This window comes from Bittarella massiliensis (ex Durand et al. 2017) (genome assembly GCF_009876955.1).
GTDB classification, from domain to species: Bacteria; Bacillota; Clostridia; order Oscillospirales; family Ruminococcaceae; genus Bittarella; species Bittarella massiliensis.
On record NZ_WWVY01000008.1, the window covers coordinates 45,109 to 71,106 of the forward strand.

General features: G+C 64.2%; 26 protein-coding genes and 1 other annotated feature. Of the genes, 11 read left to right on the top strand and 15 right to left on the bottom strand.

The window, feature by feature from the left end:
* Window positions 1–9: 9 nt before the first annotated feature.
* The 3 genes from GT748_RS09830 to GT748_RS15250 all read right to left on the bottom strand — a co-directional run bounded on the left by GT748_RS09830 (window position 10) and on the right by GT748_RS15250 (window position 2,479).
* A complete protein-coding gene (locus GT748_RS09830; RefSeq protein ID WP_021660694.1) occupies window positions 10–693 on the bottom strand; it encodes a TIGR00266 family protein in 684 nt (227 codons plus the stop codon).
* A 193-nt stretch (window positions 694–886) separates the two neighbouring features.
* The gene (locus GT748_RS09835; RefSeq protein WP_081693052.1) at window positions 887–1,240 is read right to left on the bottom strand and encodes a hypothetical protein; all 354 of its coding nucleotides are present in this window, start codon (window positions 1,238–1,240) and stop codon (window positions 887–889) included.
* 714 nt (window positions 1,241–1,954) lie between these two features.
* Window positions 1,955–2,479 (bottom strand): hypothetical protein, encoded by a 525-nt coding sequence (locus GT748_RS15250; protein WP_205301336.1) that lies wholly within the window; start codon window positions 2,477–2,479, stop codon window positions 1,955–1,957.
* 381 nt (window positions 2,480–2,860) lie between these two features.
* On the opposite strand from GT748_RS15250, the gene GT748_RS15795 reads away from it, so the two are divergent.
* From GT748_RS15795 to GT748_RS09860, 6 genes are all read left to right on the top strand, one after another.
* A complete protein-coding gene (locus GT748_RS15795) occupies window positions 2,861–2,995 on the top strand; it encodes a hypothetical protein (RefSeq protein ID WP_021660698.1) in 135 nt (44 codons plus the stop codon).
* A gap of 184 nt (window positions 2,996–3,179) precedes the next feature.
* The gene (locus tag GT748_RS09845; protein WP_044993080.1) at window positions 3,180–3,587 is read left to right on the top strand and encodes a NusG domain II-containing protein; all 408 of its coding nucleotides are present in this window, start codon (window positions 3,180–3,182) and stop codon (window positions 3,585–3,587) included.
* Between the two features lie 120 nt (window positions 3,588–3,707).
* A complete protein-coding gene (locus GT748_RS09850; RefSeq protein WP_021660700.1) occupies window positions 3,708–4,130 on the top strand; it encodes a YitT family protein in 423 nt (140 codons plus the stop codon).
* Window positions 4,131–4,156: 26 nt separating this feature from the next.
* The gene (locus tag GT748_RS15800) at window positions 4,157–4,597 is read left to right on the top strand and encodes a YitT family protein (RefSeq protein ID WP_021660701.1); all 441 of its coding nucleotides are present in this window, start codon (window positions 4,157–4,159) and stop codon (window positions 4,595–4,597) included.
* A gap of 320 nt (window positions 4,598–4,917) precedes the next feature.
* On the top strand, window positions 4,918–5,523 hold the full coding sequence (locus tag GT748_RS09855; RefSeq protein ID WP_052537703.1) for a pentapeptide repeat-containing protein: 606 nt from the start codon (window positions 4,918–4,920) through the stop codon (window positions 5,521–5,523).
* 14 nt (window positions 5,524–5,537) lie between these two features.
* Window positions 5,538–6,143: a sugar O-acetyltransferase gene (locus tag GT748_RS09860; RefSeq protein ID WP_021660704.1), complete on the top strand. Its 606-nt coding sequence runs from the start codon at window positions 5,538–5,540 to the stop codon at window positions 6,141–6,143.
* A 77-nt stretch (window positions 6,144–6,220) separates the two neighbouring features.
* Here the strand turns inward: GT748_RS09860 and GT748_RS09865 are convergent, their stop codons facing one another.
* From GT748_RS09865 to GT748_RS09895, 7 genes are all read right to left on the bottom strand, one after another.
* Window positions 6,221–8,722 (bottom strand): AMP-binding protein, encoded by a 2,502-nt coding sequence (locus GT748_RS09865; protein WP_021660705.1) that lies wholly within the window; start codon window positions 8,720–8,722, stop codon window positions 6,221–6,223.
* A 1-nt stretch (window position 8,723) separates the two neighbouring features.
* A complete protein-coding gene (locus tag GT748_RS09870; protein WP_073261116.1) occupies window positions 8,724–10,136 on the bottom strand; it encodes an alpha-isopropylmalate synthase regulatory domain-containing protein in 1,413 nt (470 codons plus the stop codon).
* Window positions 10,137–10,238: 102 nt separating this feature from the next.
* Window positions 10,239–10,495 (bottom strand) — a binding site (T-box leader).
* A gap of 75 nt (window positions 10,496–10,570) precedes the next feature.
* Window positions 10,571–11,332: a GntR family transcriptional regulator gene (locus tag GT748_RS09875; RefSeq protein WP_021659809.1), complete on the bottom strand. Its 762-nt coding sequence runs from the start codon at window positions 11,330–11,332 to the stop codon at window positions 10,571–10,573.
* Window positions 11,333–11,462: 130 nt separating this feature from the next.
* Window positions 11,463–12,080, bottom strand: a complete 618-nt coding sequence (locus GT748_RS09880) for a VanZ family protein (RefSeq protein WP_021659808.1) — start codon at window positions 12,078–12,080, stop codon at window positions 11,463–11,465.
* Window positions 12,081–12,208: 128 nt separating this feature from the next.
* The gene (locus tag GT748_RS09885; RefSeq protein ID WP_021659807.1) at window positions 12,209–13,009 is read right to left on the bottom strand and encodes a ZIP family metal transporter; all 801 of its coding nucleotides are present in this window, start codon (window positions 13,007–13,009) and stop codon (window positions 12,209–12,211) included.
* 140 nt (window positions 13,010–13,149) lie between these two features.
* Window positions 13,150–13,683, bottom strand: a complete 534-nt coding sequence (gene rbr / locus GT748_RS09890) for a rubrerythrin (protein ID WP_021659805.1) — start codon at window positions 13,681–13,683, stop codon at window positions 13,150–13,152.
* A 42-nt stretch (window positions 13,684–13,725) separates the two neighbouring features.
* Window positions 13,726–14,100 carry a Fur family transcriptional regulator gene (locus GT748_RS09895; RefSeq protein WP_044992750.1) on the bottom strand — a complete coding sequence of 125 codons (375 nt, stop codon included), beginning with the start codon at window positions 14,098–14,100 and terminating at the stop codon, window positions 13,726–13,728.
* Window positions 14,101–14,503: 403 nt separating this feature from the next.
* Here GT748_RS09895 and GT748_RS09900 point away from each other — a divergent pair, with 403 nt between their 5' ends.
* From GT748_RS09900 to GT748_RS09915, 4 genes are all read left to right on the top strand, one after another.
* Entirely contained in the window at window positions 14,504–14,743 is a 240-nt protein-coding gene (locus GT748_RS09900; protein WP_021659802.1) for a hypothetical protein, read from the top strand.
* Between the two features lie 194 nt (window positions 14,744–14,937).
* Window positions 14,938–16,326: a Sapep family Mn(2+)-dependent dipeptidase gene (locus tag GT748_RS09905; RefSeq protein ID WP_021659801.1), complete on the top strand. Its 1,389-nt coding sequence runs from the start codon at window positions 14,938–14,940 to the stop codon at window positions 16,324–16,326.
* A 1,503-nt stretch (window positions 16,327–17,829) separates the two neighbouring features.
* Window positions 17,830–18,699: a delta-lactam-biosynthetic de-N-acetylase gene (locus GT748_RS09910; protein ID WP_021659798.1), complete on the top strand. Its 870-nt coding sequence runs from the start codon at window positions 17,830–17,832 to the stop codon at window positions 18,697–18,699.
* Between the two features lie 343 nt (window positions 18,700–19,042).
* Window positions 19,043–20,812: a Na/Pi cotransporter family protein gene (locus tag GT748_RS09915; RefSeq protein ID WP_161213534.1), complete on the top strand. Its 1,770-nt coding sequence runs from the start codon at window positions 19,043–19,045 to the stop codon at window positions 20,810–20,812.
* 55 nt (window positions 20,813–20,867) lie between these two features.
* Here GT748_RS09915 and GT748_RS09920 read toward each other — a convergent pair whose 3' ends face one another.
* The 3 genes from GT748_RS09920 to GT748_RS09930 form a co-directional block, all read right to left on the bottom strand.
* Window positions 20,868–22,013, bottom strand: a complete 1,146-nt coding sequence (locus tag GT748_RS09920) for a C45 family autoproteolytic acyltransferase/hydolase (protein WP_161213533.1) — start codon at window positions 22,011–22,013, stop codon at window positions 20,868–20,870.
* Window positions 22,014–22,089: 76 nt separating this feature from the next.
* A complete protein-coding gene (gene zupT, locus GT748_RS09925) occupies window positions 22,090–22,872 on the bottom strand; it encodes a zinc transporter ZupT (RefSeq protein WP_021659794.1) in 783 nt (260 codons plus the stop codon).
* 350 nt (window positions 22,873–23,222) lie between these two features.
* On the bottom strand, window positions 23,223–23,852 hold the full coding sequence (locus tag GT748_RS09930) for a hypothetical protein (protein ID WP_021659793.1): 630 nt from the start codon (window positions 23,850–23,852) through the stop codon (window positions 23,223–23,225).
* A gap of 246 nt (window positions 23,853–24,098) precedes the next feature.
* Here GT748_RS09930 and GT748_RS09935 point away from each other — a divergent pair, with 246 nt between their 5' ends.
* Window positions 24,099–24,638 carry a hypothetical protein gene (locus GT748_RS09935; RefSeq protein ID WP_073261114.1) on the top strand — a complete coding sequence of 180 codons (540 nt, stop codon included), beginning with the start codon at window positions 24,099–24,101 and terminating at the stop codon, window positions 24,636–24,638.
* 66 nt (window positions 24,639–24,704) lie between these two features.
* Here GT748_RS09935 and GT748_RS09940 read toward each other — a convergent pair whose 3' ends face one another.
* On the bottom strand, window positions 24,705–25,133 hold the full coding sequence (locus GT748_RS09940; RefSeq protein ID WP_044992746.1) for a putative ABC transporter permease: 429 nt from the start codon (window positions 25,131–25,133) through the stop codon (window positions 24,705–24,707).
* Window positions 25,134–25,703: 570 nt separating this feature from the next.
* On the bottom strand, window positions 25,704–25,994 hold the full coding sequence (cas2, locus tag GT748_RS09945) for a CRISPR-associated endonuclease Cas2 (RefSeq protein WP_021659789.1): 291 nt from the start codon (window positions 25,992–25,994) through the stop codon (window positions 25,704–25,706).
* Window positions 25,995–25,998 lie beyond the last annotated feature (4 nt).

The window sequence follows — 25,998 nt, forward strand, 5'->3', positions numbered from 1 at the left end:
TTTTGTCTCTCACTGGCTGTTGCTGCTCATAAAGGGCGCCAGGGCGCCGGCAAACCCGCTGACCGGCATGGTCTGCAGGGTGACCTTGCCCGGCCCGGTGATGACGGTGTTGAAGAGCCCCTCCCCACCAAAGAGGACGTTTTTGACCCCTTTGACCGACTGGATGTCCAGCGAGCAGGTCTCGCTCATCATGGCCAGGTTGCCGGTATCCACAATGATGGACTGGCCGGGCCCCAGCTCGTACTCCACCGCGTAGCCGTCGATCTCCACAAAGGCCATGCCGGAGCCGGAGAGCTTCTGCATGATAAAGCCCTCGCCGCCGAAGAAGCCGGCGCCCAACTTTTTCTTGAAGTGCACCGACAGCTCCACCCCCGACTCAGAGGCCAGAAAGCCGGACTTCTGCACGATCATGCTGTTGCCCGGGGTGATCGGCACCGCGCGGATGGAACCGGGGAAGCTGGAGGCAAAGGCGATCATCCCCGCGCCGCCCTGGGCGGTGTAGCGGTTTTGAAACATGGCCTCACCGGCAAACATCCGCCCAAAGGCCTTGCCCAGCCCACCGCCGGAGGTGGTCTCCATCTTCATGTTGGGGCTCATCCAGCTCATGGAGCCCCGCTCGGTAATCATGGTCTCCCCCGGCTGCAGGTCACAGACCACCACCGGCAGGGGCTCCCCTACGATCTTATACTGCATTCACATCTCCTCCTCTGTATCGGGGGTGGCGGCCCGGAGGCGCGACTCCCCTTTTCTTGAGTATATCTGTTTAGAGGGCGAAGGGCAACTGTTTTCCGCGCCTGCCCAAGGGCCGACACCGATTCAACAGCAAGCCGTCCCCGGCCTTTGGTTGGCCGGAGACGGCTTGTCGTTTCGGAACAGAGTGGGAAGCCTACTCCCCCATGATCCGCTTGCGCTCGTTGCGGTAGAAGCGCTCGGTGGCCGGGTCCAGGGGGCGGGGGTTGTCGGGGCGCGCCTGGGGGATGGGGGGCTGCGAAATGGGGCGGTCCTCCTCGGTCTTGGCGCAGCCGCAGTGGGGGCGGAAACTGTTGTCCTCGAAGGTGTTGTCCTCGCAGGGGAGGTGCTTTCCACAGCGCCCATTTAAGTTGTAGGAGCAGTCCCGCTCGTCACAGTAGATGCGGGGGTAGCAGATGTAGCTGCAATCGCAGCAGGCGCCGCAGACATAGGGCCTGTCTTCGCCCGCTTCGCCGTGACAGAGGCAGCCGCTGGTGCTGCTGGTCTCCACCGATTCCCCGTCGGTGCCACCGCTGTACCCGCCGGCGCCGACGCAGCCGCCGCCCTCGCTGCGGCCGCAGCCGTTGTAGGCGTTGCCCGGCTCGCCACCGGCGTCGCAGCCGCAGCCGGTCTCATTTCCGCACCCCTCGTCACAGTGGGGGCAGCAGCTGGTGCAGCCGGTGTCGCCGCCACAGCCGCAACCGCCGCCGGTGCCGCCGGTATTGCCGCCCGTTCCGCCGGTACCGCCGGTGCCGCCGCAGGTACAGGTGCAGACACACCCGCAACCGCAGCCGGTCTCCCCGCCGGTGGCGCCGGTGTCACAGCCGGTGGCGTCGTCGCCGCAGCAGAGGGCGTCGCAGTCACAGTACTCGCTGCACAGGCAGTGCTGTTCGCAGTCGCAGTCGGAACACCCGCTGGGCTGACCGCCGCTGCACCCACAACCACAGCCACAGCCGCAGCCGGCATCCTCACCGCCGGCCTGGCCGCTGCAGCGGCAGAAGGAGGCGCAGTCGCAGTACTGGCTGCAATCGCAGCACTCGTCGCAGGTACAGCCGCTCTCACAGCCACTGCCGCCGGTCTCCCCGCCGGTGCCGCCGGTCTCATCGCTGCAGTGGCAGACGCCGTTTGCGTCCCAGTAGCCGTGGCAGTACCCGTTTTCATCCAGGCAGTCGCCGCCGGTCCCACCCGTTTCGCCGCCGGTGCCTCCGGTCTCTTCGCTGCAGTGTCAGACGCCGTTTGCGTCCCAATAGCCGTTGCAGTACCCGTTTGCGTCCAGGCAGTCACCGCCGGTCTCCCCGCCGGTCCCACCCGTCTCGCCGCCGGTTTCGCCTCCGGTGCCGCCGGTCTCGTCGCCGCAGTGGCAGACGCCGTTTGCGTCCCAGTAGCCGTGGCAGTACCCCTTTTCATCCAAGCAGTCGCCGCCGGTCTCCCCGCCGGTGCCGCCCGTTTCGCCGCCGGTGGGGCAGCCGCACCCACAGCCACAGCCGCAGGAAGATGCCGCGGGAACGGCCTCCGGGACCTCGGCTTCCCCTCTCGGAGCGGATTGGGCGGACTCCGCCTCCTTCGCCTGCGGGGCTTCCGGCGCCAGTTCCCGGGCCGAGTAGTAGCGGTCGAACCCGGCCTCGTCGGCAGGGCGGTCCGCCTCTTTCAAAATGTCGTCGAGCTCCTTGTCGGCAGCCCGCTTGTAGAAGCGGTCCCGGTCGCCAAAGCTCTTGATCTCATCGTACACGCTCAACAAGAGTGAGCGCATCTTCCCGCCCTGCCCCGGGTGGCGGACGGGACTCTCTCCGGCCAGGGCATAGGCCAGCGCAGGTCTCTGGAAAAACGGAATCATAGCAATCACCTTTTTCAAAGATTGGGGTTCACTCCCTGCCCGTAGTCTATTCACATCCGCCCGCCGCGGTTCCCCCTGAAAAGGGGGCAAAAGGGGGGGCGCCCCTCCTCCTTTTCGCTTGGCGGCGCCGTTTGTAGTTCTTTTGAAACCTTTGTTTCCATTTTGTAATCTGTTGTAACCAATTCTTCACTTGATTGTAAGCGGCCAGTAGTTTTATTTCCGCGGCGATGTAGTATACTGAAAGTACAGAAGAAAAGACGAGCGGCACAGCCGCCGGTTTCAAAGGAGGTCGCGAAGATGAAAAAGTTGATTGGTCTGCTCACAGCGCTGTTGGTGATCGGCTCGCTGGTCGCCATTGCGGGGGATAAGCCGGCTGACCGCTTTTACTCTGGCGGCAGCCAGATGACATCTGCCTGCGACCTGCGGATCTAGCACCCCATTTTTCCATACCTGACCCAGCGGGAGGGAGTCGGCGCGCGCCGCTCCCTCCCGCTTTTTCCTCCACCTGTCCCGGCCGCGGCGGGCGGACGGCCCTTGCCAAGTGAAAATTTTGTGGTATACTCGTAAGGAGAGCGCGGGCGCCTGCCCCGCCGGTTGAAACAGCGAGGTGTACCTTTTGAAGTCCAAACAATTTATCATATCCATGGCCCTGCTGGGCGCCATCCTCATCGCCTCGGCGGGGGGGCTGCTGTTCAAGCCCAGCCAGTACGAGGGGCTGATGGTGGTGGTGGAGTACGACAACAAAAACGTCCTGGAGATCCCCCTCAACGGGGAGCCGGCCACCTTCACCGTCAAGGGCAACAACATGGAGCAGCTCGACGAGAACGGCGAGCCCATCCTCAATGAAGACGGTTCCACCAAGACCTCCAACGTGGCCACCCTGGTGCGGGATGAAAACGGCGTCAAGTTCGTCGATTCCAAGTGTCCCGACCATCTGTGCGAGCAGTACGGCTACATCAACAAGGTCGGGGAGTCGGCCATCTGCATGCCGGCGCTTTTGTCTGCTACCGTCGTAGAAGAGTAAAATAGGAGAACGGACCCGCGGGAGACCGCGGCGGCCGTTCTCTTTTTTTGCGGGCTTTTGCAGCCCGCACCAACCCCGCCCCGGCAAACCGAGGGCGGTAGAACAGGAGGATACAAGAAGATGAAACAAGCGGCAAAACAGATCCGCAGCGTCGGGGTGGTGGTGCTGGGCAACGCCATTTTGACCTTTGCCATCGCGGCCTTTGTGCTGCCAAACCGGCTGATCTCCGGCGGGGTCACCGGCATCGCCCTGGTGTTTGAACATTTTTTCGCAATGGATGTGAGCGCCGGGGTGGCGGTGGCCAACGGGGTGCTCTTCCTCGCCGGCGCGGTGGTGCTGGGGAAGAAATTCGCCCTCACCACCCTGCTCTCCACCGTCCTCTACCCGGTCTTTCTCTCCCTCTTCCGGCAGCTGGATGTTCTGCAACATCTGACCCAGGACACCCTGCTGGCCGCCCTCTACGCCGGCATCCTCATGGGCGCGGGGATGGGGCTGGTCATCCGCGAGGGCTCCTCCACCGGGGGGATGGACATCCCCCGCTGATCCTCAACAAGTACTTCGGCTGGTCGGTGCCGGCCCTCATCTACGTCTTCGACACCGCCATCCTCCTCACCCAGGTGTTCTTCTCCACCAGCGAACAGGTGCTCTACGGCATCGCGGTGGTGCTGGTGACCTCTTTGGTGATGGACCGGGTGATGGTGATGGGCAAAAACCAGACCCAGGTGACCATCATCACCCCCCGCTACGAGGAGGTGGCCCAGGCGGTGCAGGAGAAGCTGGACCGGGGCTGCACCTTCCTCGAGACGGTGTCGGGCCACCTCCACCGCCCCGGCCGGGCGGTGATGACGGTGATCTCCCAGCGGGAGCTGGCCGCCCTGAACAAATTGGTGCAGGGGATCGACGGAGAGGCCTTTTTGGTCATCAGCAAGGTCAACGAGGTGCGGGGCCGCGGCTTCTCCATGGGCAAGCGGCACACCGCGGCCGTCTCCGACCAGGCGGCGCGGGGGTAGCCCCTCCCTCCCGGGGGACCGCCCTTTTGGGCACAGAAAAAACCGCCTGCAGTGGGGGCTGCAAGCGGCCTTTTCTAAAAGAGGAGTTATATGAAACAAAAGATGAGAGGATATCGAGTGTCGTCAGGTTTTCCCTGTGCTTATAGAATACCCCATCCCCGCCCCCATTTATACCGGTAGCGGGTAAACAAATTGTTGCCGTTTTGTGACAGAGCGGCCCCCGCTTCCCCGTTTGTCCAAACGCCGTTCACATTTGGCCCGGTTGCCTTTGCCCGGCGGTTGTGGCATACTGGGAGGGCGAGAAAAAAGGGGGGAGAAGGTTGTTTTCTGCAACACAGGAGCACTTTGTCGGGGAGACCTTTTTGGAGGAGGACCTCTCCGACCTGGCGCTGGAGGGGCTGACCTTTGAAAACTGCACCTTTCAGTCCTCCAAGATGGACTGTCTGCAGGCGGTGCGCTGCCAGTTTGTAAACTGCGCCTTTCAGTTTTGCCAGTTGGACGGGGTCAGCTTTACCCGCTGCGCCTTCACCGGCTGCAAGTTTCGGGAGTGCGGCCTCTTCGGGGCTCTGTTTGCCCAGTGCAAATGCATGGGCGGCAGCTTTGTGGGCTGCAACCTGTCCGGCCTCGCCCTGCAGGGGGGCAACTTCAGCTACACCGCCCTGCAGGGGGCGGGCTTTCGCAACCAGGACCTGCGGGGGATCAACTTCGAGCGGGCCGACCTGCGGGAGTGCGACCTGCGGGGGGCCGACCTGCGGGAGTGCAACCTGACCCTCTGCTACCTGCAGGGGGCCAAACTGCAGGACTGCGACCTGCGGGGCGCCCGCATCGACGGGGTGGACCTGCGCGCCTGCAAGATGAAAAACACCAAGCTGGACCTGGAACAGGCGGTGGTGATCGCCGAGTCCCTGGGCGGCGTGGTGCGCTAGGGGGAGAAAACGCGATGACAGAGAGAGAAAAGATGCTCTCCGGGCGGCTCTATCGGGCCGACGACCCGGAGCTCACGGCCATGCACCGGCGGGCGCGGGCGCTGGTGGCCCGCTTCAACGCCCTGCCCGCAGAGGACGACGACGGCCGCCGGGCGGTGCTGCGGGAACTGCTGGGGGCCCAGGGGGAACACTGCGCCATCGAGCCGCCCTTTCACTGCGACTACGGCTGTTTTTTGCGGGTGGGGGAGAACTTTTACGCCAACGCCGGACTCACCGTCCTCGACTGCGCGGCGGTGACCATCGGGCGGGACGTCCTCATCGGCCCCCGCGTGGGGCTCTTCGCCGCCGGGCACCCGGTGGACCCCGGCCTGCGCCGGCAGGGGGTGGAGTACGCCTTTCCCATCACCATCGGCGACGGGGTCTGGATCGGCGGCAACACCGTGGTCAACCCCGGGGTGACCATCGGCGAGCACACGGTGGTCGGCTCGGGCAGCGTGGTCACCAAGGACCTGCCCGCCGGGGTGGTGGCCGCCGGCAACCCCTGCCGGGTGCTCCGCCCCATCGGCCCCCAGGACAGGGACTTCTACTTTAGAGGCAGGCCGGTAAAGGAGGAGGGGTAGCCCCCTCCCCCACCGGCAGACGGAAAAAAGGGCCCCCGGCCAGTTTGGTCGAGGGCCCTTTTTGGGTGGGGCGGGAACTACCCTTCCAGCCCCAGCTTTTTGATGGCGTCCTCCCTCATCTTGTACTTGAGGATCTTGCCGGCCACGTTCATGGGGAAACCGTCCACAAAGTCGATGTAGCGGGGGACCTTGTGGTGGGCCATCTGCGCGGCGATGAAGCCGCGCATCTCCTCCTCGCCCATCTGCTCCCCCTCCTTGAGGACGATGCAGGCCATGATCTCCTCGCCGTAACGCGGGTCGGGCACCCCGATCACCTGCACGTCCTGCACCTTGGGGTGGGTGAAGATGAACTCTTCGATCTCCCGGGGATAGATGTTCTCCCCCCCGCGGATGATCATGTCCTTGAGGCGGCCGGTGATCTGGTAGTTGCCGCTCCCGTCCCGGCAGGCCAGGTCGCCGGTGTGGAGCCAGCCCTCGCCGTCGATGGCGGCGGCGGTGGCGCCGGGCATCTTGTAGTAGCCCTTCATGATGTTGTAGCCCCGGGCCACAAACTCGCCGGTGACCCCGTCGGGGCACGCCTCCCCAGTCTCGGGGTCGACGATGCGGCACTCCACGTTGGCAAAGGCGCTGCCCACCGTCTCGGTGCGCACCTCCAGCGAGTCGGTGTAGCTGGACATGGTGCAGCCGGGCGAGGCCTCCGTCTGGCCGTAGACGCTGACGATCTGGCGCATGTTCATCACCTCGGCGGCCTGCTTCATCAGGTCCGCCGGGCAGTTGGAGCCGGCCATGATGCCGGTGCGGATGTGGGAGAAGTCGGTCTTTTCAAAGTCCTCGTGCTGCATCATGGCGATGAACATGGTGGGCACCCCGTTGAAGCAGGTGATCTTCTCCCCGTTCACACAGGAGAGGGCCGGCTTGGGGGAGAAGTAGGGCAGCGGGTACATGGTGGCCCCGTGGGTCATGGAGGCGGTCATGGACAGCACCATCCCAAAGCAGTGGAACATGGGCACCTGGATCATCATCCGGTCGGCGGTGGAGAGGTCCATCCGGTCGCCGATGTACTTGCCGTTGTTGACCACGTTGTAGTGGGTGAGCATGACCCCCTTGGGGAAGCCGGTGGTGCCGGAGGTGTACTGCATGTTGCAGACGTCGCCGGTGTCCACCCGCGCGGCCAGGCGGTAGACCTCCTGCAAAGGGACGGCGCTCGCCCGCTGCAGCGCCTCCTCCCAGGTGAGACAGCCGGGCAGCTTGCAGCCCACGGTGATGACGTTGCGCAAAAAGGGCAGGCGCTGGGCGTGCAGGGGCTCGCCGGGACGGGTCTTTTCCAGCTCGGGGCAGAGCTGCTGGACGATCTCGGTGTAGTGGGAGTCGCGGTACCCGTCCACCATGATGAGGGTGTGGGTGTCCGACTGGCGCAGCAGGTACTCGGCCTCGTGGCTCTTGTAGGCGGTGTTCATCGACACCAGCACCGCCCCGATCTTGGTCACCGCCCAGAAGGAGATGAACCACTGGGGGATGTTGGTGGCCCAGATGGCCACGTGGCTGCCCGGCCCCACCCCCAGGGAGATGAGGGCGCGGCAGAAGCGGTCCACGTCGTCCCGGAACTGGGTGTAGGTGCGGGTGTAGTCGAGGGTGGTGTAGACAAAGGCGTACTGGTCGGGGAACTCCTCCACCATCCGGTCGAGCACCTGGGAGAAGGTCAGGTCCACCAGATCGTCCTTCTTCCAGACGTAGTGGCCGGTGTGGGCGTCGTTTTGGTAGAGGTGGCGGCGGGCCCGGGAGGGGCTGCCAAAACGCTCCATATAGGTGACAAAGTGGGTGAAGATGACCTCCATCTCGGTGAGTTCCATCATCCAGCGGGGGTCCCACTCCAGGGAGAGGTAGCCGTCGTAGTTGATGGAAGCCAGGGCCCCCATCATCTCCTCCACCGGCAGCGTCCCCTCGCCGATGAGGCAGTAGCGGACCCGGCCCCCCTCCTCCACCACCGAGTCCTTGACGTGGACGTGGCGGACGTAGGCGCCCAGGTTCTGGATGGTGGTCTCGGGGCTCTCCCCCCGGTCCCGGTAGGGGTGGTGCAGGTCCCAGAGGGCGGCCAGCCGGTCGGAGGCAAAGCGGTTGAGGACGTCCCGCAGCCGGGCGGTGTCCGAAAAGGCGCCCACCGTCTCCAACAGCAGGGTGACCCCCCGCTCCTCGGCCAGGGGGACCAGGGGGGCCAGGCAGTCGGCGGCGGCCTCGGCCGCCCCCTCCCCCTCCCCGGTGGCGTGGATGCGCACATAGGGGACCGAGAGGTTGCGGGCGATCTCCATGCAGGCGGCGATCTCGCGGCGGTTTTCCTCACAGGCGCCCCGGTCGGAGAGGTCGCAGACCGCGTCCAGACAGGGGATCTGCAGGTTTTTCTCAAAGAGGCTGCGGGCGGTGGCCGCCGTCTGGTGGGGGTGGAAGGGGCCGCCCCGGGCGTCGAGGGGGGTGCCGTGGACCCCCCGCAGTTCGATGCCCTGCATCCCCACCTCGAGGGCGGTCTGGACAAAGTCCTCCCAGCTGTATCCGTCCCAACCGTTGATGGAAAAAGACAGTTTCATCTCACATCTCCTCGTAGACGATCTTGTTGAGGGCGTTCAAGTAGGCCTGGATGCTGGCGCCGATGACGTCGGTGGAGATCCCCTGGCCGGAGTAGAGCTTGCCGCCGGAGCGCAGCCGGATGAGGGCGGCGCCCATGGCCTCCCGCCCCTCGGTCACGGCCTGGATCTGGTAGTCGTCCAGCTCGTAGTGGTGGCCGACGGCCTGCTCGATGGCCAGGAAGGCCGCGTCGATGGGGCCGTCCCCGGCGCAGATGCCCTGCAGGGTCTCCCCCTCCCTCTCCAGCTTCAGGTGGGCGATGGGGGTGATGACGTTGCCCGAGTTGATGAGGTAGCTCTGCAATTGGTAGGAGGGGGGCACCTGCAGGGCGTTGCTGGCGACGATGACGTCCAGCTCCTTGGGGCTGACGGTCTTTTTCTCGGCGATCTTGACAAAGGCCTCGTAGACCTTGGCCATGTCCTCCTCGGAGAGATCGTAGCCCAACTGGCGCACCGCGCGGCCGACGCTCTCCCGGTCGTCGTGGGCGCCCAGCTCGCCCCCTGCGGGGGCGGCGGCCGCCCGGTTGCCGTCAAAGGGGGAGCTGGCGCTGCGGCCGGGCTCGGTCATCCAGCGGATCTGGGAGACCGCCCGCTGCAGTTCGGTGATCCGCAGGTCGGAGTAGACCCCGCAGGCGTCCCCCCGGGAGCGGACGATCTGGGACAGGGCGTCCAGCGCCGGGCAGTCGCCGCCGTCCGCGGTGACCTTCACCTCGTCCGCCCCGGCGCGGACGGCGGCCACCGCGCAGGCGAGGGCCATCTTCAGCCCGTCGCTGCACTGCACCCCCCAGGCGCAGCCGGCGGCCTCGGGCACCTCGGCCCGGACAGCGGAGAAGAAGGCGGCAAACTCCTCCGGCAGGCTGGCGCCCGCGGCGTCGCAGAGGGTGATGACCGAGGCCCCGGCGGCCGCGGCGGCGGCGATCGCCCGGCGCAGGAAGGCGGGCTCGGCCCGGGTGGCGTCGTCGGCCACAAACTCCACCTCGGCACAGCGGGCCCGGCAGGCCGTCACCAGGGCGGCAATCATCTCCAACACCATGGGGGGCTTTTTGTGGCAGCCGTACTCCATCTGCACTGGGCTGGTGGGGACGATCACCTGCAGCCGGGGGTGCTTTGCCCCCTTGACGGCCTCCCAGGCGCGGGCGACCCCCTCTTCGCTGAGCCCCACCGGCACGCTGACGGCCGCCGTCTCGGCCAGATTGGCGATGGTTTTGATCACCAGGGCGTCCACCTGGGCGTCGGTGATGGGCGGGGTCTCGATCACCGGCACCGCCAGCCGGTCCAACAGCTTGGCGATCTCGATCTTCTCTTTGAAGCTGGGGGCCCCCTCGGGCCGGGCTCCGGTCATTCGCAGGGTCACGTCGGCAAATTGCAAGTTGCGCATCGCTTTTCTCTCCTTCTCTGGTCTGTCGCTTCTCTCTGCTCCTTTGCTCTGCGGGGCGATGGGGGGCGGAGGCAATCAAAAAAGCCCCTGAAGCCGACTGGCTTCAGGGGCGAAAACTCTCTTCCGCGGTACCACCCTGGTTACCGCCCGGCCGCTGGCGCGCAGCGGGGGCAGTCCCTCTTGTTCGGGACTCCAACAAGTCCCTATCCTGTAACGGGGAAACCGGAGCTCCCTACTCAATGGGGTTCAGGAGCTCTGCTCGGGAGGCAGACTGCACAGGGACCTTCGGCACCGGCTCGCACCACCCGCCGGCTCTCTGGAGCGCTCTGGTCCAGGCATAATTCCGTCAAAGCATTTCACTGTTTTTGGGGATGTGCTATCAACATACTCCTCCCGGGCCCATTTGTCAAGACCCATTTTTGCGGGCGGGGGCGTCAGCCTTCCATCCACTCCGCCCGGTTCTCCATCTGAAAGCGGACCCGGTCGGCCACCCAGAGGGTGGAGGAGTACTCCAGCGGCGTCTCCCCCTTCAGGTAGGAGACGCCCTTGACAAAGATGAGGGGGCTGTCGCGGGTGATCTGCAGGTCCTGGGCGTCGGTGTGGGTGGGGCGGATGATCTCCAGCGAGTCGGCCACCCGGTAGGGGGAGAGGCCGTACTCCCCCTCCAACAGCCGGACGATCCGCCCCCGGGGGAGGGGCTTTTCCTCCATCCCCGGGACGAGGGCGGCCGGGATCCAGGAGCGGGCCAGGGCCAGGGGCACCCCGCCGGAGAAGAAGAGGCGCTTGTAGTAGACCACCCGGCCCTGCAGCCCGAACTCCTGCGGCAGGTTGGGGAAGGAACCGGCGTCCCGCAGGCCGCTGTCGAGCACCTCCACCTCCATCCGCTCGCGCTGGTTTTTAAAGCGCAGGGAGGAGGTGAGCATGTACTTCATGGGCTGCAAGTCGGGGGTGGGTCGGTCGGTGAGGAAGGTCCCCTTCCCCCGCTTTTTCAGGAGGATGCCGTCCTTTTCCAGTTCGGCCAGGGCCTGCCGCAGGGAGATGCGGCTGACGCCGTAGTACTCGGTCAGCTGGTGCTCCGAGGGGATCTTTTCGTTGGGCTTCCACTCTCCCTGCTGGATGCGGCTCTTCAGGTCGCAGGCCACCTGGTAGTACAGGGGGATGGGGGCGCTCTTGTCGACGGGCGGTTGAGACGGCATAAATTCCCTCCTCTGCGGGCGGCGGGACCCCTTTTCAGGGGCGGGCGGCCCTCGTTTTTTCTGTTCCCATCTTCTCACAAATCGCGCCAAAAAGCAAATCTCCCGCCCCAAGGGGCGGGAGAGGGGATCATCAGGCGACCCTTTTTCGGCACCTGCGCCAGATGGCGCGACAGAGGGCAAAGAGCAGGTAGCAGGCCACGCAGCCCGAGAGGTTGAGGATCAAATCGTCGATCTCCACGGTGCGCACCAGAGAGCCGCAGAGCAGGTTGATCAGCAGCTGGCTGCCCTCGATGCCCAGGGAGATCCCCCCCGCCAGCAGAGCCACCCGCCCCAATTTCCAGCGGCGGGGCCAGAGGGCCGGCAGCAGCACCCCAAAGGGGGCGAGGAGGAAAAAGTTGCCCACCACCAGCCGCAGAAAGGGCCAGTAGTTTTGGATGGAGGCGCAGTTTTTGTAGATGAGGAGGGAGGATTCCAGCGGCCGGTACTGGATGTTTGCCAGCACGTACCGGACATTGGCCCCCGGATGCCACTGGCTGGGAAAGGCGATGGGGATGGTGAGGGAGAAGACCACCCCCGCCCAGAGAAAGAGCAGGGCCAGCAGCAGGAGGCGGCCCCCGCCCACCTCCCGCCCGCGGCGGGTGAAGAGGCGGCAGAAGAGAAAGGCCAGCGCCCCCAGCGCGGCGCCCCCCAGCGGGGTGAGGGAGAGAAAGCCGGGCAGGTAGCTGCCCAGCGGCGTGATCACCGGCATGGCAAAGTTCCTCTATCAAATATCGTCGAGCGGGCGCGCCCGCGGCGGGCCCGGTTCATTTTGCTGCAAAGGGGCGGGGGGGGGGGGGGCGACCGCGCGCCCCGCCCCCGCGCAAGGGTATTATACTCCTAACCCAGCGCCACGTCCAGTACCATCATCAGGGCAAAGCCGGCCATGGCGCCCAAGGTGCCGGCGTGGCCGTGCTCCCCCTCCTGGCTCTGGGGGATGAGCTCCTCCACCACCACGTAGATCATGGCCCCGGCGGCAAAGGCCAGCATCCAGGGCATGATGCCCGAGACGGTGCTGGCCAGCAGCACCCCGATCAGCCCGGCCACCGGCTCGACAAAGCCGCTGGCCGCGCCGTAGAAGAAGGCCTTCCCCCGACCCAGCCCCTCCCGGTGAAGCGGCAGGGAGATGGCGGCCCCCTCAGGGAAGTTTTGCAGCCCCATCCCCAGGGCCAGGGCAAAGGCGGCCGTCAGGGCCCCGGGCTCGCCGGTGGCGGCCAGGGCAAAGGCCAGGCCCACCGCCATCCCTTCGGGCACGTTGTGGAGGGTGACGGCAAAGACCAGCATGGTGGTGCGCTTGAAGGAGCTCTTGGGCCCCTCGGGCTCCCTCGCCCCCAGGTGGAGGTGGGGCAGCAGCCGGTCGAGCAAAAAGAGGAAGGCGCCCCCCAGCACAAAGCCGCCCAGGGCGGGGACCCAGCCGGTCTTCCCCTGCTCCTCGGCCATCTCGATGGCGGGGATGAGCAGCGACCAGACCGAGGCCGCCATCATCACCCCGGAGGCAAAGCCGAGAAAGCCCAGCCCCAACTTGGGACTCAGCTCCCGCCTGACAAAAAAGACCACTGCCGCCCCCAGGGCGGTGCACAAAAAGGTAAAGCCGGTGCCCAGGGCCGCCAGGGCCACCGGGTCGCTTGCCAAATGGGACATCAAAAGCCCCCTCCTCTCTCCTCGGCGGGCCGGGCGGGGGTCCCGCCCGGCCAAATGGGGCAAAAAACGGGTGCTGCCCACCCGCTCTCGCCGGTGTGCGGCACCCGCCCCGCGGCCCGCTTGGGGCCGTTTCGCCGTTTTTAGTAGTTTTCGGCCTTGATCTGGAAGTAGGCCTTGGGGTGCGAGCAGACCGGGCAGACATCGGGGGCCTTCTCGCCGATGACGATGTGGCCGCAGTTGGCGCACTGCCACATGACCTTCTCGCCCTTGATGAAGACGGCGCCGCCCTCCACGTTGGCCAGCAGCTTGCGGTAGCGGGCCTCGTGCTCCTTCTCGATCTCGCCCACGGCCTCGAACAGGTAGGCGATGTGGTCAAAGCCCTCCTCCTTGGCCTCTTTGGCGAAGGTGGCATACATGTCGGTCCACTCGTAGTTCTCGCCGGCGGCCGCGTCGGCCAGGTTGGCGGCGGTGTCGCCGATGCCGTCGAGGAGCTTGAACCAGATCTTGGCGTGCTCTTTCTCGTTGTTGGCGGTCTCCAGGAAGAGGGCGGCGATCTGCTCGTATCCCTCTTTCTTGGCTTTGGAGGCGTAGTAGGTGTATTTGTTTCTGGCCTGGGACTCACCGGCAAATGCGGTTTGCAGGTTGGCTTCGGTCTTGGTGCCCTTCAGGTTCATGTTTCATTACCTCACTTTTTAAATTTCCCCTCACAGGGATTTTTATTGCTGACAGGCCCGGCAGACGCCCCTGACGATCAGGTCGTGGGAGTGCACCAGAAAGCCTGTTTGGGACTGGATCTGTCCGTCCAACTCGGAGAGGGTGTCCAGCTGCACATCGTATACCCGGCCGCACTTCTGGCAGAGCATGTGATAGTGTTCGTCGGTGCGGCCATCAAAGCGGTCGCTCCCCTCCGGCATGCCGATTTTGTGGATCTGGCCCATCTGGGCCAGCAGGTTCAGGTTGCGGTAGACCGTGCCCAGACTGAGGCTGGGGTTGTCGGCCTTGAGGGCGGCGTAGACCATGTCCGCCGTGGGGTGCTCCCGGCTGGACTTGACTTCCGCCAGCACCAGCTCCCTCTGTCTGGAGTACTTCAAGCAGCTCACCTCTCTTTCCCTTCAAGTGATAACAGGAATCATTCCTATTTTCTGACACCAGTATACCAGAGGGGAAAAAGAAAGTCAACTATTATTATCCAATTTAATTCACACCGCCCCATCGGCAGAAAAAAGGCGGGTTTGCCGCGGCTCACTGCTACGCTTTCAGTATATCACAAATCCCCCGCGGACACACAGGTGATTTGTAAATATTTTTCCAAAATCAAATGCATATTTTGGAAGCTGGCCGCCGAAAATGGGTAAAAAGAGGGACATCCCCTGCCATCTTCGCCTTTTTTTGTGCAGGCCGTTGCAACTGGGCGGCAATATGGTATAATATGTGAGGATAGGGTCAGAGCGGCCCATCTAATCTGCAGCAGAGCAAAAATGGAGGTATCAACCTATGGCAAAAGTGAGTGTAAAAATCGATGACCTGGCAAAAGCGGTCCGTCTGTACGAGCTGGCTTCCGCCGCCAAAGACGAGGTTGCCGTCGAACAGGGCCAGTGGAGATCGCCGGTGGTATCCCCCCTGGGCTTCTTCGGTCTCTGCTCTTTCAACATGTCCGAGCCGATGACGGTCATCAGCGAGGACGAGGACTTCCTGGCAAAGGTAAAATCGGACGTGACCCTGAAAGCCGAGTAGACGCTGCCCGGCAAAGTTATCAATGAAGATACAAGCCTGGCCGGGCGGCTCCATCCACCCGGTCTCCCAAGGGGGGCGGTCGGCCCCCGGAGCGGCGGCAGCCGCCTCCGGGCGGCAGATACCGCCCCCTTTGGCGACCGGCCCGAACGGCCGGCAAAAAAATTGCGCCCTGGGCGCAGAAAAGTGGTGAGCAGATGAAGGAACGAATTCAGCGCTTTATCGAGGAGAACACCCCCGCCATGCTGGAGGACCTGCGCCGCCTGGTGGCCATCCCCTCCATGGCGCCGGTGGTGCCCGCCAGCGGGCGCTACCCCTACCTGGAGGGCTGCGCCAAGGCCCTGGACTACATGCTGGCCCGAGGGAAAGAGCTGGGCCTCTCCGCCGACAATGTGGACTACCACTGCGGGGTCCTCAGCTACGGCAGCTCAGCCGCGGGGTCCATCGGCATTGCCTGTCACCTGGACGTGGTGCCCCCCGGCTCCGGCTGGAGCCACGACCCCTTTGACATGGTGGAAAAGGACGGCCGGGTCTACGGTCGCGGGGTCAACGACAACAAGGGCGCGGCGGCCATGGCCCTCTACGCCATGAAGTTTTTGCAGGAGAGCGGCCTCCCCCTCAAGCACCGGGTGGATCTGATCCTCGGCTGCGACGAGGAGACGGGGATGACCGACATGCCCTACTACCTGAAACACCGCACCGCCCCCAAAATGACCCTGGTGCCCGACGGCACCTTCCCGGTCTGCATCGGCGAGAAGGGGCTGTGCGAGGGGGACATCATCTCCCGGCCCATCGACAACAGCCCCATCGTCGTCTTTGAGGCGGGGGTCGCTTCCAACGTGGTGCCCGACAAGGCCCACGTGGTCATCGACCGGGCGGGGCTGCCCCCGGTGGACGACGGCGAGCTGTTGGTGCGGGAGGAAAACGGCCAGACCATCCTCGACGCCTTCGGTCGCTCGGCCCACGCCTCCACCCCCGAAAAGGGGGACAACGCCATCGCCAAGGCGGTGCGCTACCTGCTGGACAACGACGTGGTGGACGGCTACGAGCGAGAGGTGCTGGAACTGTGCTGGGACCTCTCCTCCACCATCTACGGCGAGGGGTTCGGCGTTGCCTGCGAGGAGGAGGTCTTCAAAAAGCTGACCTGCATCTGCGGCACCCTCAACAAGAAGGAGGAGCGCTACCTGATTGGCTTCAACATCCGCTGGCCGATGGCCATCGACGCCGAGGCGCTGAAGGCGGGCATCGAGCTCTGCTGCGACGACATCGGCGGGGAGCTCTTCCTCCCCCTCTTTGACCCGCCCCACTACATCGACCCCGACCACCCGGGGGTGCGCACCCTCTGCGACTGCTACGACCGGGTCACCGGCGAGCAGTGCGAGCCCTATGTGGTTTACGGGGCCACCTACGCCCGCTACTTCCCCCTGGGGCTGACCTACGGCCCCTCCTTTGTCGGGGACGACGCCTCCCTGCCCGAGGGGTTCGGCGCCCCCCACCAGCCCGACGAGGTGATGCCCATCGCCACCCTGCAAAAGGCCCTGGGCCTCTACATCGAGACCCTGTTGGAATTGGACAGCGTTCTCTAAAAGGCCGACCGAGCCGTTTCAAAAGAGCTCTGCGCCCCCTCTGTGGGGGCCGGGGCTCTTTTTTTCTCTCCCGGCAGAATCCATGTGGGGGCAAGGGACTTGCGGGATAGAGGGGGCAAAGGGCGGGTAAAAGGCAGGCGGTGGGTGACCCGCGCTGGGCGCTTGCAGAGGGCTGGAAAGGGGCTTTGGGCAGAGGGCCGCCGCGCCGGAGCTCTGGAGGATGGCAGGGGCGGCCCCCTCCCGCAGCAGGCTCCTCTTCCCTGAAGGCCGCAGGGGAAAAGGGGACCTTGAAAGGACGGGGCAGCCTTGGCCGTCCCCCACCGTCCACCGCTTCTTTTTGCCGGCCAACCGCCTTTGGGCGCCGCCTTTCTGTGGAAGCACTCTGTAAAGGCACCTCCCTTTCCCCTGCGGCGGTGGGGTCGCCCCACACAGAGAGGGGGTGGGCAGGGCGCGACCCGGCCCTACTGGTGTGGCGGAGTGAGGGTGAAGCCCTTGTCCTGCATGCGGGGGAAGGGACAGAGCTCTGCCCTCTGATGTGAGGAGAAGCGGCGGACCACACCCCGCCTTACCATCACAAAGAGAGAAAAAAAAGGGGGGCAACTCCATCCTATCGATGTGGGAAAAGAGAGAGGGCACCCTACTCCGCTGCCGCAAGGAGAGGCGGAACAGTCTCTCTGTCCCACCGCCGCAAGGAGAGGCGGAGCGGCCTCTCTGCCCCACCGCTGCGAGGAGAGGCGGAGCGGCCCCTCTGTCCCACCGCTGCGAGGAGAAGCGGTGCGGCCCCTCTGTCCCACCGCTGCAAGGAGAGACGGAACGGCCTCTCTGCCCCACCGCTGCGAGGAGAGGCGGAACGGTCTCTCCGTCCCGCTGCTGCGAGGAGAGGCGGAGCGGCCCCTCTGTCCCACCGCCGCGAGGAGAAGAGGGGAAGTCGGCCCTTCCGCCTATCAGTACAGGGAAAAGGGGGCGGGCAGTGCCGACACACCCCATGGACGCAAGGGAAAGAGAGGCCGTCGGCGCAGGGAGAAAAGGGGCGAAGGGCCGCCACCCATCCCCACAGCGAGAGGCAGGCCGAGCGGCAACCCGGCCACCGCCGATGCAGGGGAAAAGGGCTGGATGGCCGATGGCCGCCCGGTGCTGATGGCACGGCAAAAACAGTCTGGGGCGGCACATCGACCACAGGGTACAGGGGCGGAGAGAAAAAAGGAGTGAACCGTCTCCGGCCCCTGCCGGGATAAAAAGGGGGGGACGCCCCCTCCCTTCCCCGCCGTCGCCCCGTCTCGGCCGCCCTCTTTGTATACAAATCGTATTTTTCGACTTAAAAACGACAATTTGTTTTCTGTTTTATTCCCTTTGAAAGGCAAATTTCTGCCAATTCTGCCACTTCCCCCCGCAGGCGCGCCGGGGCGCATATCCCCTGCAAAAGCCGCAACACTAATCTTCGCAACCCTATTTTGCAAGCGATGCAGCCCGCTGGCGGGCCGCACCCGGAAAGGACAGACGAGTATGAAAAAATGCGCCGCACTGGCTCTCTGCCTGGCCATCTGTCTCTCGATGGCAGGCTGCACCAACAATACCGGCGGGATCGGGAGCACCTCCTCCATCACCAAAAACCAGGACGGGGACGACACCTCCCGCGGCAGCGCCTTTGCCGCCAACGCCGGGACCACCGCCTCCAAGACCGACTACGACAGCCTGAAAAACAACAAGATCGGCTGGGGACAGGGGCGGGAGATGGACGACAAAAACCGCCCGGTGGCCGCCGTGGAGACCCAGCAGAAGCTGGGGGACGAGTACAACGCCGCCTTCATCGGCCCGGAGGACAAGGTCATCTACCTGACCTTTGACCAGGGGTACGAAAACGGCTACACCGGCAAGATCCTCGACACCCTCAAGGAAAAGCAGGTGCCCGCCACCTTCTTTTTGACCTACGACTACTGCAAGGAGGCCCCCGACCTCTGCCGGCGGATGGTCGCCGAGGGGCACACCCTGGGCAACCACTCCCAAAAGCACAAGTCCTTCCCCACCCTCTCGGTGAGCGAGGCCAACGCCGACATCGACTTCATGCACCAGTATGTCAAGGAGACCTTCGGCTACGATATGAAGGTCTTTCGCTTCCCCATGGGCGAGTACTCTGAGCGGATGCTGGCCGTGGTGCGCGACTACGGCTACAAGTCGATCTTCTGGTCCTACGCCTACAAGGACTGGGTGCCCGAGGCCCAGCCGGACAAGGCCGAGAGTTTGGAAAAGCTGAAAAAGAACCTCCACCCTGGGGCCATCTTCCTGCTGCACTCGGTCTCCAGCACCAACACCGCCATCCTCGGCGATTTCATCGACTACGCCCTCTCCCAGGGCTACACCTTTCAGACCATGTGACGCCGCCCTTCAACTGGCAGGCGGCCGGGGCGACCGGCCGCCTGCCTTTTTTGTAAAGTCTTTGTAAATCGCCCCCTCCCCTCTTAAGACAAGATTCCTTTTTTTGGATATTTTCTTGTCGCTTTGGGCGATCCATGCCGGGCTTTTTCCGGAGTATTTTAGCCAAAACATCGAAAAATATCGCCTTTGCAAAATAATATTAAAGTGCCCATAAAGAGCTGTTATATTGTCCCTGGCAAAAAGCGCCGACAAAACGAGCGGCCTTTTCCCGCGGCGCCCGCCTTTTAGGGACGGGCAGGGGGAGCGAGGCGGCGGACCAATTCTTGTGTTTTGGGGGAACGACATGAATTTCTTCAACTTTCTCTCGCTGGCCGGCGGGCTGGCCATGTTTCTCTACGGAATGAACATCATGGGGTCGGGGCTGGAGAAGCTGGCCGGCTCCAAGCTGGAGATCATCCTCACCAAGATGACCTCCAACATCTTCAAGAGCGTGCTGCTGGGGGCGCTGATCACGGCGGTCATCCAGTCCTCCTCGGCCACCACCGTCATTGTGGTGGGGCTGGTCAACTCGGGCATCCTCAAGCTGGACCGGGCCATCGGCATCATCATGGGGGCCAACATCGGCACCACCATCACCGCCCAGATCCTGGCCCTGGGGGACATCAGCTCCTCCAACTTCTTCCTGCAGCTGGTCAAGCCCACCGCCCTGGCGCCGCTGATGGCGGCCATCGGCATCATCCTCTTCATGTTCTTGCAGGGCAACAAGCAGAAAAACCTGGGCCAGATCCTGATGGGCTTCGGCATCCTCTTCATCGGGATGCAGTCGATGGAAAGCTCCATGGCCCCCCTGCGGGACCTGCCCCAGTTCGCCGACATTCTCACCGCCCTCTCCAACCCCATCCTCGGGGTGCTGGCGGGGACCATCCTCACGGCGGTCATCCAGTCCTCCTCGGCCTCGGTGGGCATTTTGCAGGCCGTCTCCTCCACCGGACAGCTCCGCTACTCCACCGCCATCCCCATCATCATGGGGCAGAACATCGGCACCTGCATCACCGCCATCCTGGCCTCCATCGGCGCCAACAAAAACGCCAAGCGGGCGGCGGCAGTCCACCTCTACTTCAACGTCATTGGCACCGCGGTCTTCCTCACCGCCATCTATGCGGTGCAGCACCTGGTGGGCTTTGCCTTCTGGAACGAGGCCATCACCCGGGCCGACATCGCCAACTTCCACACCATCTTCAACATCTGTACCACTGTGCTGCTGGCCCCCTTTTACAAGGGGCTGGGCAAGCTGGCCGAGATGTCCATCCGCTCCAAGAAGGGGGAGGAGGACCTCACCCCCGAGGTGCCACTGCTGGACGAGCGGCTGCTGGCCTCGCCGGGGCTGGCCATCGAGCAGGCCCGCAGCGTGGTACTGAAGATGGGGGAATACGGGCAGAAAAACTGCTCGAAGATGGTCTCGCAGCTGTTCAGCTACGACCAGAAGACCGCCGACAGCATTGCCGAGTACGAGGCGGCCATCGACAAGATGGAGGTCACCCTCTCCCGCTACCTGTTAAAGCTGACCAACCAGCCCTTGAGCGACCAGGAGAGCCGCCAGGTGTCCGAGATGTTCTGGCTGGTGACCGAGTTCGAGCGCATCGGCGACTACGCCATCAACGTGTTGGAGCGGGGCGGGGAGATCGCCGACAAGAAGGTCGTCCTCTCGGACATGGCCAAGAGGGAGCTGATCATCCTGGACAAGGCCATCGGCGAGATCTTGGGCAAGGCGGTCGCCGCCTTCCGGGACCGGGACGTGGAGGTCGCCCGGGAAATCGAGCCGCTGGAAGAGACCATCGACCAAATCAAAGACGAGCTGAAGGCCCAGCACATCGAGCGGCTGAAACAGGGCACCTGCTCCATCGACGCGGGGGTCATCTTCTTGGAGATCTTGACCAACCTGGAGCGGATCGCCGACCACTGCTCCAACATCGCCGCCTATGTGGTGGGGTACGAGGGGGAACAGAAGGGCGATTTCGACGCCCACCAGTACCGCCAGACCCTGCACGACGGGCGGGAGGAGGAGTACAACCGCCTCTACCAGGAGTACAGCGAGAAGTACTCGGTCCACTGACCGAACGCGAACCGACAAAAAGAGCCGCCCCGGCTGGGACGGCTCTTTTTTTGATTCAATAAGCGCTCTGCCAGTCGTCGCCCTCGTCCTCGTCCCCTGGGGGGAGAAAGGTCCAGAAGGAGGCGGGGTCCCGGGGAGCGCGGCTCTCCACCTCCACCGAAAAGATCCGGTTTTCGCAGGCGCCTTGCAGGGAGACCGGGGTCCACCCCGCCCCGGTGGGGGCGCCGAAGCAGACCTCCAGGCGGCCGGCGGTGACATTGAAGAGCATGGAGCGGAGGGTGCCCAGCCCGTCTTGATAGTAGGGGCAGGCGACCCCGTCGGGCATGGGTCGCTCCAGCAGGGCCTTGAGGGCGGGCCCGTCCAGCCGGCCCGCCCCCTCCTCCAGGGCGCGGCGGGCGATCTTCCAGCGCCGGACCGAGTGGCGGCCCCGGTGGTTGTCAAAGGGGCGCATCTCCTCATTTTGATAGTGGTTGGTGGCCACCAGCCACCGCTCGCTGTCGCGAAAGGAGAGGCGGTGCGCGCCGCCGACACTGGCCATCTCCGCCACCCGGGCGCGGCCGCTGCGGTCGGCCAGCAAGAAGACGTCGTTGGTGCGCAGGGGGAGCTGGGCCAGCAGATCGCTGGCCTCGGCCACTGTGGCGCAGCGCTCCAACAGAGCCCGCAGGACCACGGGGAACCAGAGCCCCTCCCCCTCGGCCGGCTGCAGGAAGGAACAGGTGGACATGGTGACGCAGAGCCCCCGGTCGTTCATCCCGTCCATCCGCCCAAAGAGGAGGAGGGAGAAGCCCGCCTGGGCCGGACTGCCCGCCGCCCGGGTGACACAGAGGCAGAGCTCGTCCGCAAACCCGTACTCGTAGCTGCGGGCCAGGTAGAGGTGTCCGTCCCGGGTGATGGCGGGGAGGGCGGCGATCTGGCTGCAGCGGCCGGGCTGACAGCAGCGATCGGAAAAGATGGCCAGCCGGCCGGGGCGGATGCCCAGGGCCTCACTGGTGCCGGCGATCTCCTCCCCCAGCCCGGGGATCGCCGCCTCCAGCAGCCGCATCTTCGCCCGCAGGGCGGGGCCGGTGACCTCCTCCCCCTCCGGCAGGAGGTTGATTTGCCGCAGGAGGGGGTTTTGCCGCAACTGGGCGGCATAGGCCTGCCCCACCTGGTAGCGGCTCCCCTCGGCCACAAGACTGCCAAACAAGACGCTTCTCTTCACCGGCATTTCCCCCAATCGTTTTTTCCACTTTAGCAGAATAAAAAATGTTTGGCAAGGGGGATCGGGGCCGCCCCATTTATAGACGGGTGCCCAGCCAGGAGATCGCCAGCCCCGCCCCGATGGAAAGAAGGGTGAGGCGGTAGCGGCCAAAGCCCCAGGAGGCGGGGATCAGCTCCTCCACGGCGATGAAGAGCATCACCCCGCAGACCAGGGAAAAGACCGCCCCCAGCAGGGCCGGCGAGAGAAAGGAGCCCAGCACCAGCCAGGCCAGAAGGGCCCCCACCGGTTCGGAGAGGCCGGAGAGAAGGGCGCAGCCAAAGGCGCGGGCGCGGCTGCCGGTGGACTGGTAGATGGGCATCGCCACCGTGACCCCTTCGGGGATGTTGTGCAGGGCGATGGCCAGGGCCACCGAGAGGCCCAGCCTCGCGTCCTGGTAGCCGGCCATGAAGGTGGCCATCCCCTCGGGGAGGTTGTGCAGCAAGATGGCCAGCATCGAGACCAGCCCCAGGTGAAAGAGGCTCCTCTTCCCCGGGGCGCTGCCGGGCGCCCCTTTCCTCGCGGCCGGCCGGTCGGGGACCAGCCGGTCAATGGCAAAGGTGAGGGCGATGCCCGCCAAAAAGGCGGCGAAGAGGAGCCAGAAGCCCCGCCTGCGGCCCAGCGCCCCGGCCAACAGGGAGATGGCTTCGGGAAAGAGGTCCCAGAGGCTGACGCCGGCCATCACCCCGGCGGCAAAGCCCAGGGCCGCCGCCATGGGGGTGTCGCTCCCCCGCCTGCCCAAAAAGACCGCCAGCGCCCCCAGCGCGGTGGAGAGACCCGCCGCGCTGGAGAGGGCCAGGGCCTGCAAAACGCCGCTGTCCACCGGGCAACCCCTCCCCTCTTTTCCACATATAGATATGCGCCGCGCATCGGGGCCATTCGGGAAGAGGGGTGGATGGGGGAAAACAAAACCGCCGGTGAAACAGAGGGCCAGCACCGGCCTTAAACGGGCGGCACCGGCAAACCGGCAGCACAGGAACCCGTTTCGCGCTGTCCACCACTCCAACCCCTGTTTTCGGCTCCTACAACGTCTTCCCCTTCAAGAAATCCTGTGAGAAAAGCACGCTGTCTCCCCCGGTAAAACCGAGCATCGGGGCGGGAACGCCGCAAAAAAAGGACCGCACCCTGCGGTGCGGCCCCCCAAAAAGCGGTCTGTACTGTGTCGGTCTGCGCCTAGAACTGCCAGACGCTGTACACGAAGGCGTCCGGGTCGTGGGGCAGGTCGTCGCCCTGCTCCAGCTCTTCGTGGATCATTTTGATGAGTCTCTGGCGGTAGGTGTCGTCATACCCCTCCATCACCGGCTCGACCTTGCTGGAGGACTCGAGGAAGTGGATGATGTCGCGGCCCATGGCGCGGCCCTTGTCGGTGTGCATGTCGTAGGCGTAGTCGGGGATCTCGAGCTTGTAGCCGCGGTCAAACTTTTTGATGGTGATGTTTTTCAGGCAGTCGGTGGAGCGCTCTTTGCTGCGGGAGCAGAGGAAGCGGATGGCGTGCATGAAGAAGAGAGGGCGATCCCCGTCGTTGTAGGGGAACTCCTGCCGGATCTTGTTGAGGGTGTAGACCACCACCGGGGCGTTGGTGTCGCCAAAGCCCACGTCCTCGACGGCCATGGCCATCAGGCGGCGCCACATCTTGTCCTCGAACTGCTCGCTGGTGATGTACATCTCGTAAGCCACGTCCACAGCGATCTCCTCTTTGCCGCGGCGGATGGACTTCTGCAGAGCGGAGACCAGTTCGTCACCGGGGATCCCGTTTCTGCTGGTGATGTTCTTCCAGGGGTCGTACGACATGAATTCTGCCATTTGAGTACCTCCAAAAATGCACAGCTCGATTTACAGTAGCTTTGCAGTAATGCGGCGCGCCGGGCGGTGCGCCACCTCTATAATAATCCATCTTTCCCCATAAAACAAGGGGCTTTTGTTGCAATGAAGCGCTGCCCGTGTTAAGATATATCTGTTATTTCGCTACATTTCGCGGATTTTTGCGGCAGCGGCGCAGACCCCCGGCAGAACGTCCGGCGCGCCGCGGAAACGGAGGGGACACAAATGATGAAAAAGCGATTTGCCCTGTACGCCACTGCGCTGCTGAGCCTCTGCCTGCTGGCGGGCTGCGGCGGCCCCAAGGCACCCCAGGACAAGGCGGCCATCGCCTATATGGAGGCGGTGGCAAAGGGGGACGCGGCGACCATGGCCGCGGCCGACGGCTACGACCAGGGGGAGATCGACTTGAGTTACTGCGCCGACGTGGTGGCCAAGCGCCGGGCCGAGGCCAAGTTCGACATTTTAGAGTCCACCGGCGACGACGCTTCGGGCTACACCGTCACCGTGGGGGCCACCTTTGTCGACCTGGCCGAGGAGTTTCAAAAGGCCTCGGAAGAGCAGCTGGCCGCCAGCTTGGAAGGCGACGATCTGAGCGAGGACGACATCGCCCAGAACATCGTCAAACAGCTGGAAAAGGGCGGCAAGGAGACCAAGTGGAAGATCGTCCTCAAGCTGACCAAGGAGGGCGAGGGCTACCGGGTGGACGTGAGCCAGTGTGCCGGGGACGTTGCCTCCATCTACAGCTGCGGGCTGAAAAACGCCCTCTAAGACCGACCGAATCCAAACCGGGCCCCTGCGCCAAATGTGGCGCAGGGGCCCGGTTTTGTTTGTTTACTAGGGGTGAAGCAGCCGTCGCAGCGGCTGCAAAAGGCCCTGCTGCCCCTTGATCTTGCGCCGCAGCCCCGCCGCCAGCCAGGCGATGGGGGCGGAGAGCAGGTACCAGAGAAAGGAGTAGAGGGGGCAGATCTGCCCCAGGAGATTGCCCGCCAATTGGGAGTAGTCCCAGACGCCCCAGTGCAGCCAGCGGTTGACCACACAGCCCACGCAAAATTCAATGCCGGTGATGACCGCATCCCCCACCAGGCACTTTTTCCAGAGGGGCATGGCGGGGTGCCTGCCGTTGACGGCGTAGAGGATGGAAAAACAGGTGCCCCCGGTGAGCACCATGGTCCAGTGGGTATATCCCCGCCAGAGCACCTCGATGGCGCCGTACCCCACACAGCCGATGGCGAAGACCGCCGCCGATTCCCCCGCTCGTTTCACCCAAAACCACTTCCCGTCTGTCACAAATTTCAACGGGATTAGTATTGGCGAAAGGGCGGGGATTATGGCTGGATAGTGTTGGGGACCAGATAGGGAAAAGGCGGTTGGGCAAACCTTCAAAGGCCCATTTTTTGAGAAAATTTGGTTTGGCCGACAGATGGCTTAGAACGGTCGTTGGAGAAAGCGCATTCGCACTTATGGGGAGACGATTCAAATGCTGCCGACGTCATAGTCAAGCTTCGATTACGCCCCGCGAGGGGCGATTTGGTGCGCTCTTGCCGAAATCACAGAGCGCAGAGACATTTCAATCCGCGCCCCACGAGGGGGCGATTTCTACATCTTGCCCTCTGTACTGCAGATCGATTTCATTTCAATCCGCGCCCCACGAGGGGGCGATTTGGCAAAATTGCCCTGTGCCGTCGACCTTCTCTCTTTATCTTCTCCCAAATGTCCAAAATCCAAAGGGATTTTTCATTTTCTTACAATTTAATCTGCAAAAAGGGGGCCGCAGCTGCCTCAACGCAGGTGCGAACCCCTCTGGAAAATACTGTGCGCTTCCCCTTCGCACCGCTAGAATATCAGCGGCTCCGTCACGTCAAAGCCCGGTTTGGCGCCGATGTGCTCCACCTTGTTCTGGTAGCGGTTCCCCAGATTGTAAAAGCGCAGGCTGTCCCTCTCTGGGTCGATGATCTGTTCTAGGCGGTGGCGAAGGGCTCTGCTCTGGGCCGCATCCACCACACACTCAAAGACAGAGTTCTGGACCCGCTGGCCACAGTCGACACATGCCTTGGCCACCCGGCGCAAGCGCCGTCTCCCCTCCGGCGTTTCGGTATTGACGTCATAGGTGATGAGCAAAAGCACTCCC

What these genes read in the sequence shown, in the direction of transcription:
- GT748_RS09910 (WP_021659798.1), top strand. Translation starts at nt 17,830, where the DNA reads ATGAAAAAATGCGCCGCACTGGCTCTCTGCCTGGCCATCTGTCTCTCG.
- GT748_RS09915 (WP_161213534.1), top strand. Translation starts at nt 19,043, where the DNA reads ATGAATTTCTTCAACTTTCTCTCGCTGGCCGGCGGGCTGGCCATGTTT.
- GT748_RS09860 (WP_021660704.1), top strand. Translation starts at nt 5,538, where the DNA reads ATGACAGAGAGAGAAAAGATGCTCTCCGGGCGGCTCTATCGGGCCGAC.
- GT748_RS09865 (WP_021660705.1), bottom strand. Translation starts at nt 8,722, where the DNA reads ATGAAACTGTCTTTTTCCATCAACGGTTGGGACGGATACAGCTGGGAG.
- GT748_RS15250 (WP_205301336.1), bottom strand. Translation starts at nt 2,479, where the DNA reads ATGCGCTCACTCTTGTTGAGCGTGTACGATGAGATCAAGAGCTTTGGC.
- GT748_RS09935 (WP_073261114.1), top strand. Translation starts at nt 24,099, where the DNA reads ATGAAAAAGCGATTTGCCCTGTACGCCACTGCGCTGCTGAGCCTCTGC.
- GT748_RS09880 (WP_021659808.1), bottom strand. Translation starts at nt 12,080, where the DNA reads ATGCCGGTGATCACGCCGCTGGGCAGCTACCTGCCCGGCTTTCTCTCC.
- GT748_RS09900 (WP_021659802.1), top strand. Translation starts at nt 14,504, where the DNA reads ATGGCAAAAGTGAGTGTAAAAATCGATGACCTGGCAAAAGCGGTCCGT.
- GT748_RS09930 (WP_021659793.1), bottom strand. Translation starts at nt 23,852, where the DNA reads ATGGCAGAATTCATGTCGTACGACCCCTGGAAGAACATCACCAGCAGA.
- GT748_RS09875 (WP_021659809.1), bottom strand. Translation starts at nt 11,332, where the DNA reads ATGCCGTCTCAACCGCCCGTCGACAAGAGCGCCCCCATCCCCCTGTAC.
- GT748_RS15795 (WP_021660698.1), top strand. Translation starts at nt 2,861, where the DNA reads ATGAAAAAGTTGATTGGTCTGCTCACAGCGCTGTTGGTGATCGGCTCG.
- GT748_RS09830 (WP_021660694.1), bottom strand. Translation starts at nt 693, where the DNA reads ATGCAGTATAAGATCGTAGGGGAGCCCCTGCCGGTGGTGGTCTGTGAC.
- GT748_RS09885 (WP_021659807.1), bottom strand. Translation starts at nt 13,009, where the DNA reads ATGTCCCATTTGGCAAGCGACCCGGTGGCCCTGGCGGCCCTGGGCACC.
- rbr (WP_021659805.1), bottom strand. Translation starts at nt 13,683, where the DNA reads ATGAACCTGAAGGGCACCAAGACCGAAGCCAACCTGCAAACCGCATTT.
- GT748_RS09850 (WP_021660700.1), top strand. Translation starts at nt 3,708, where the DNA reads ATGAAACAAGCGGCAAAACAGATCCGCAGCGTCGGGGTGGTGGTGCTG.
- GT748_RS09870 (WP_073261116.1), bottom strand. Translation starts at nt 10,136, where the DNA reads ATGCGCAACTTGCAATTTGCCGACGTGACCCTGCGAATGACCGGAGCC.
- GT748_RS09905 (WP_021659801.1), top strand. Translation starts at nt 14,938, where the DNA reads ATGAAGGAACGAATTCAGCGCTTTATCGAGGAGAACACCCCCGCCATG.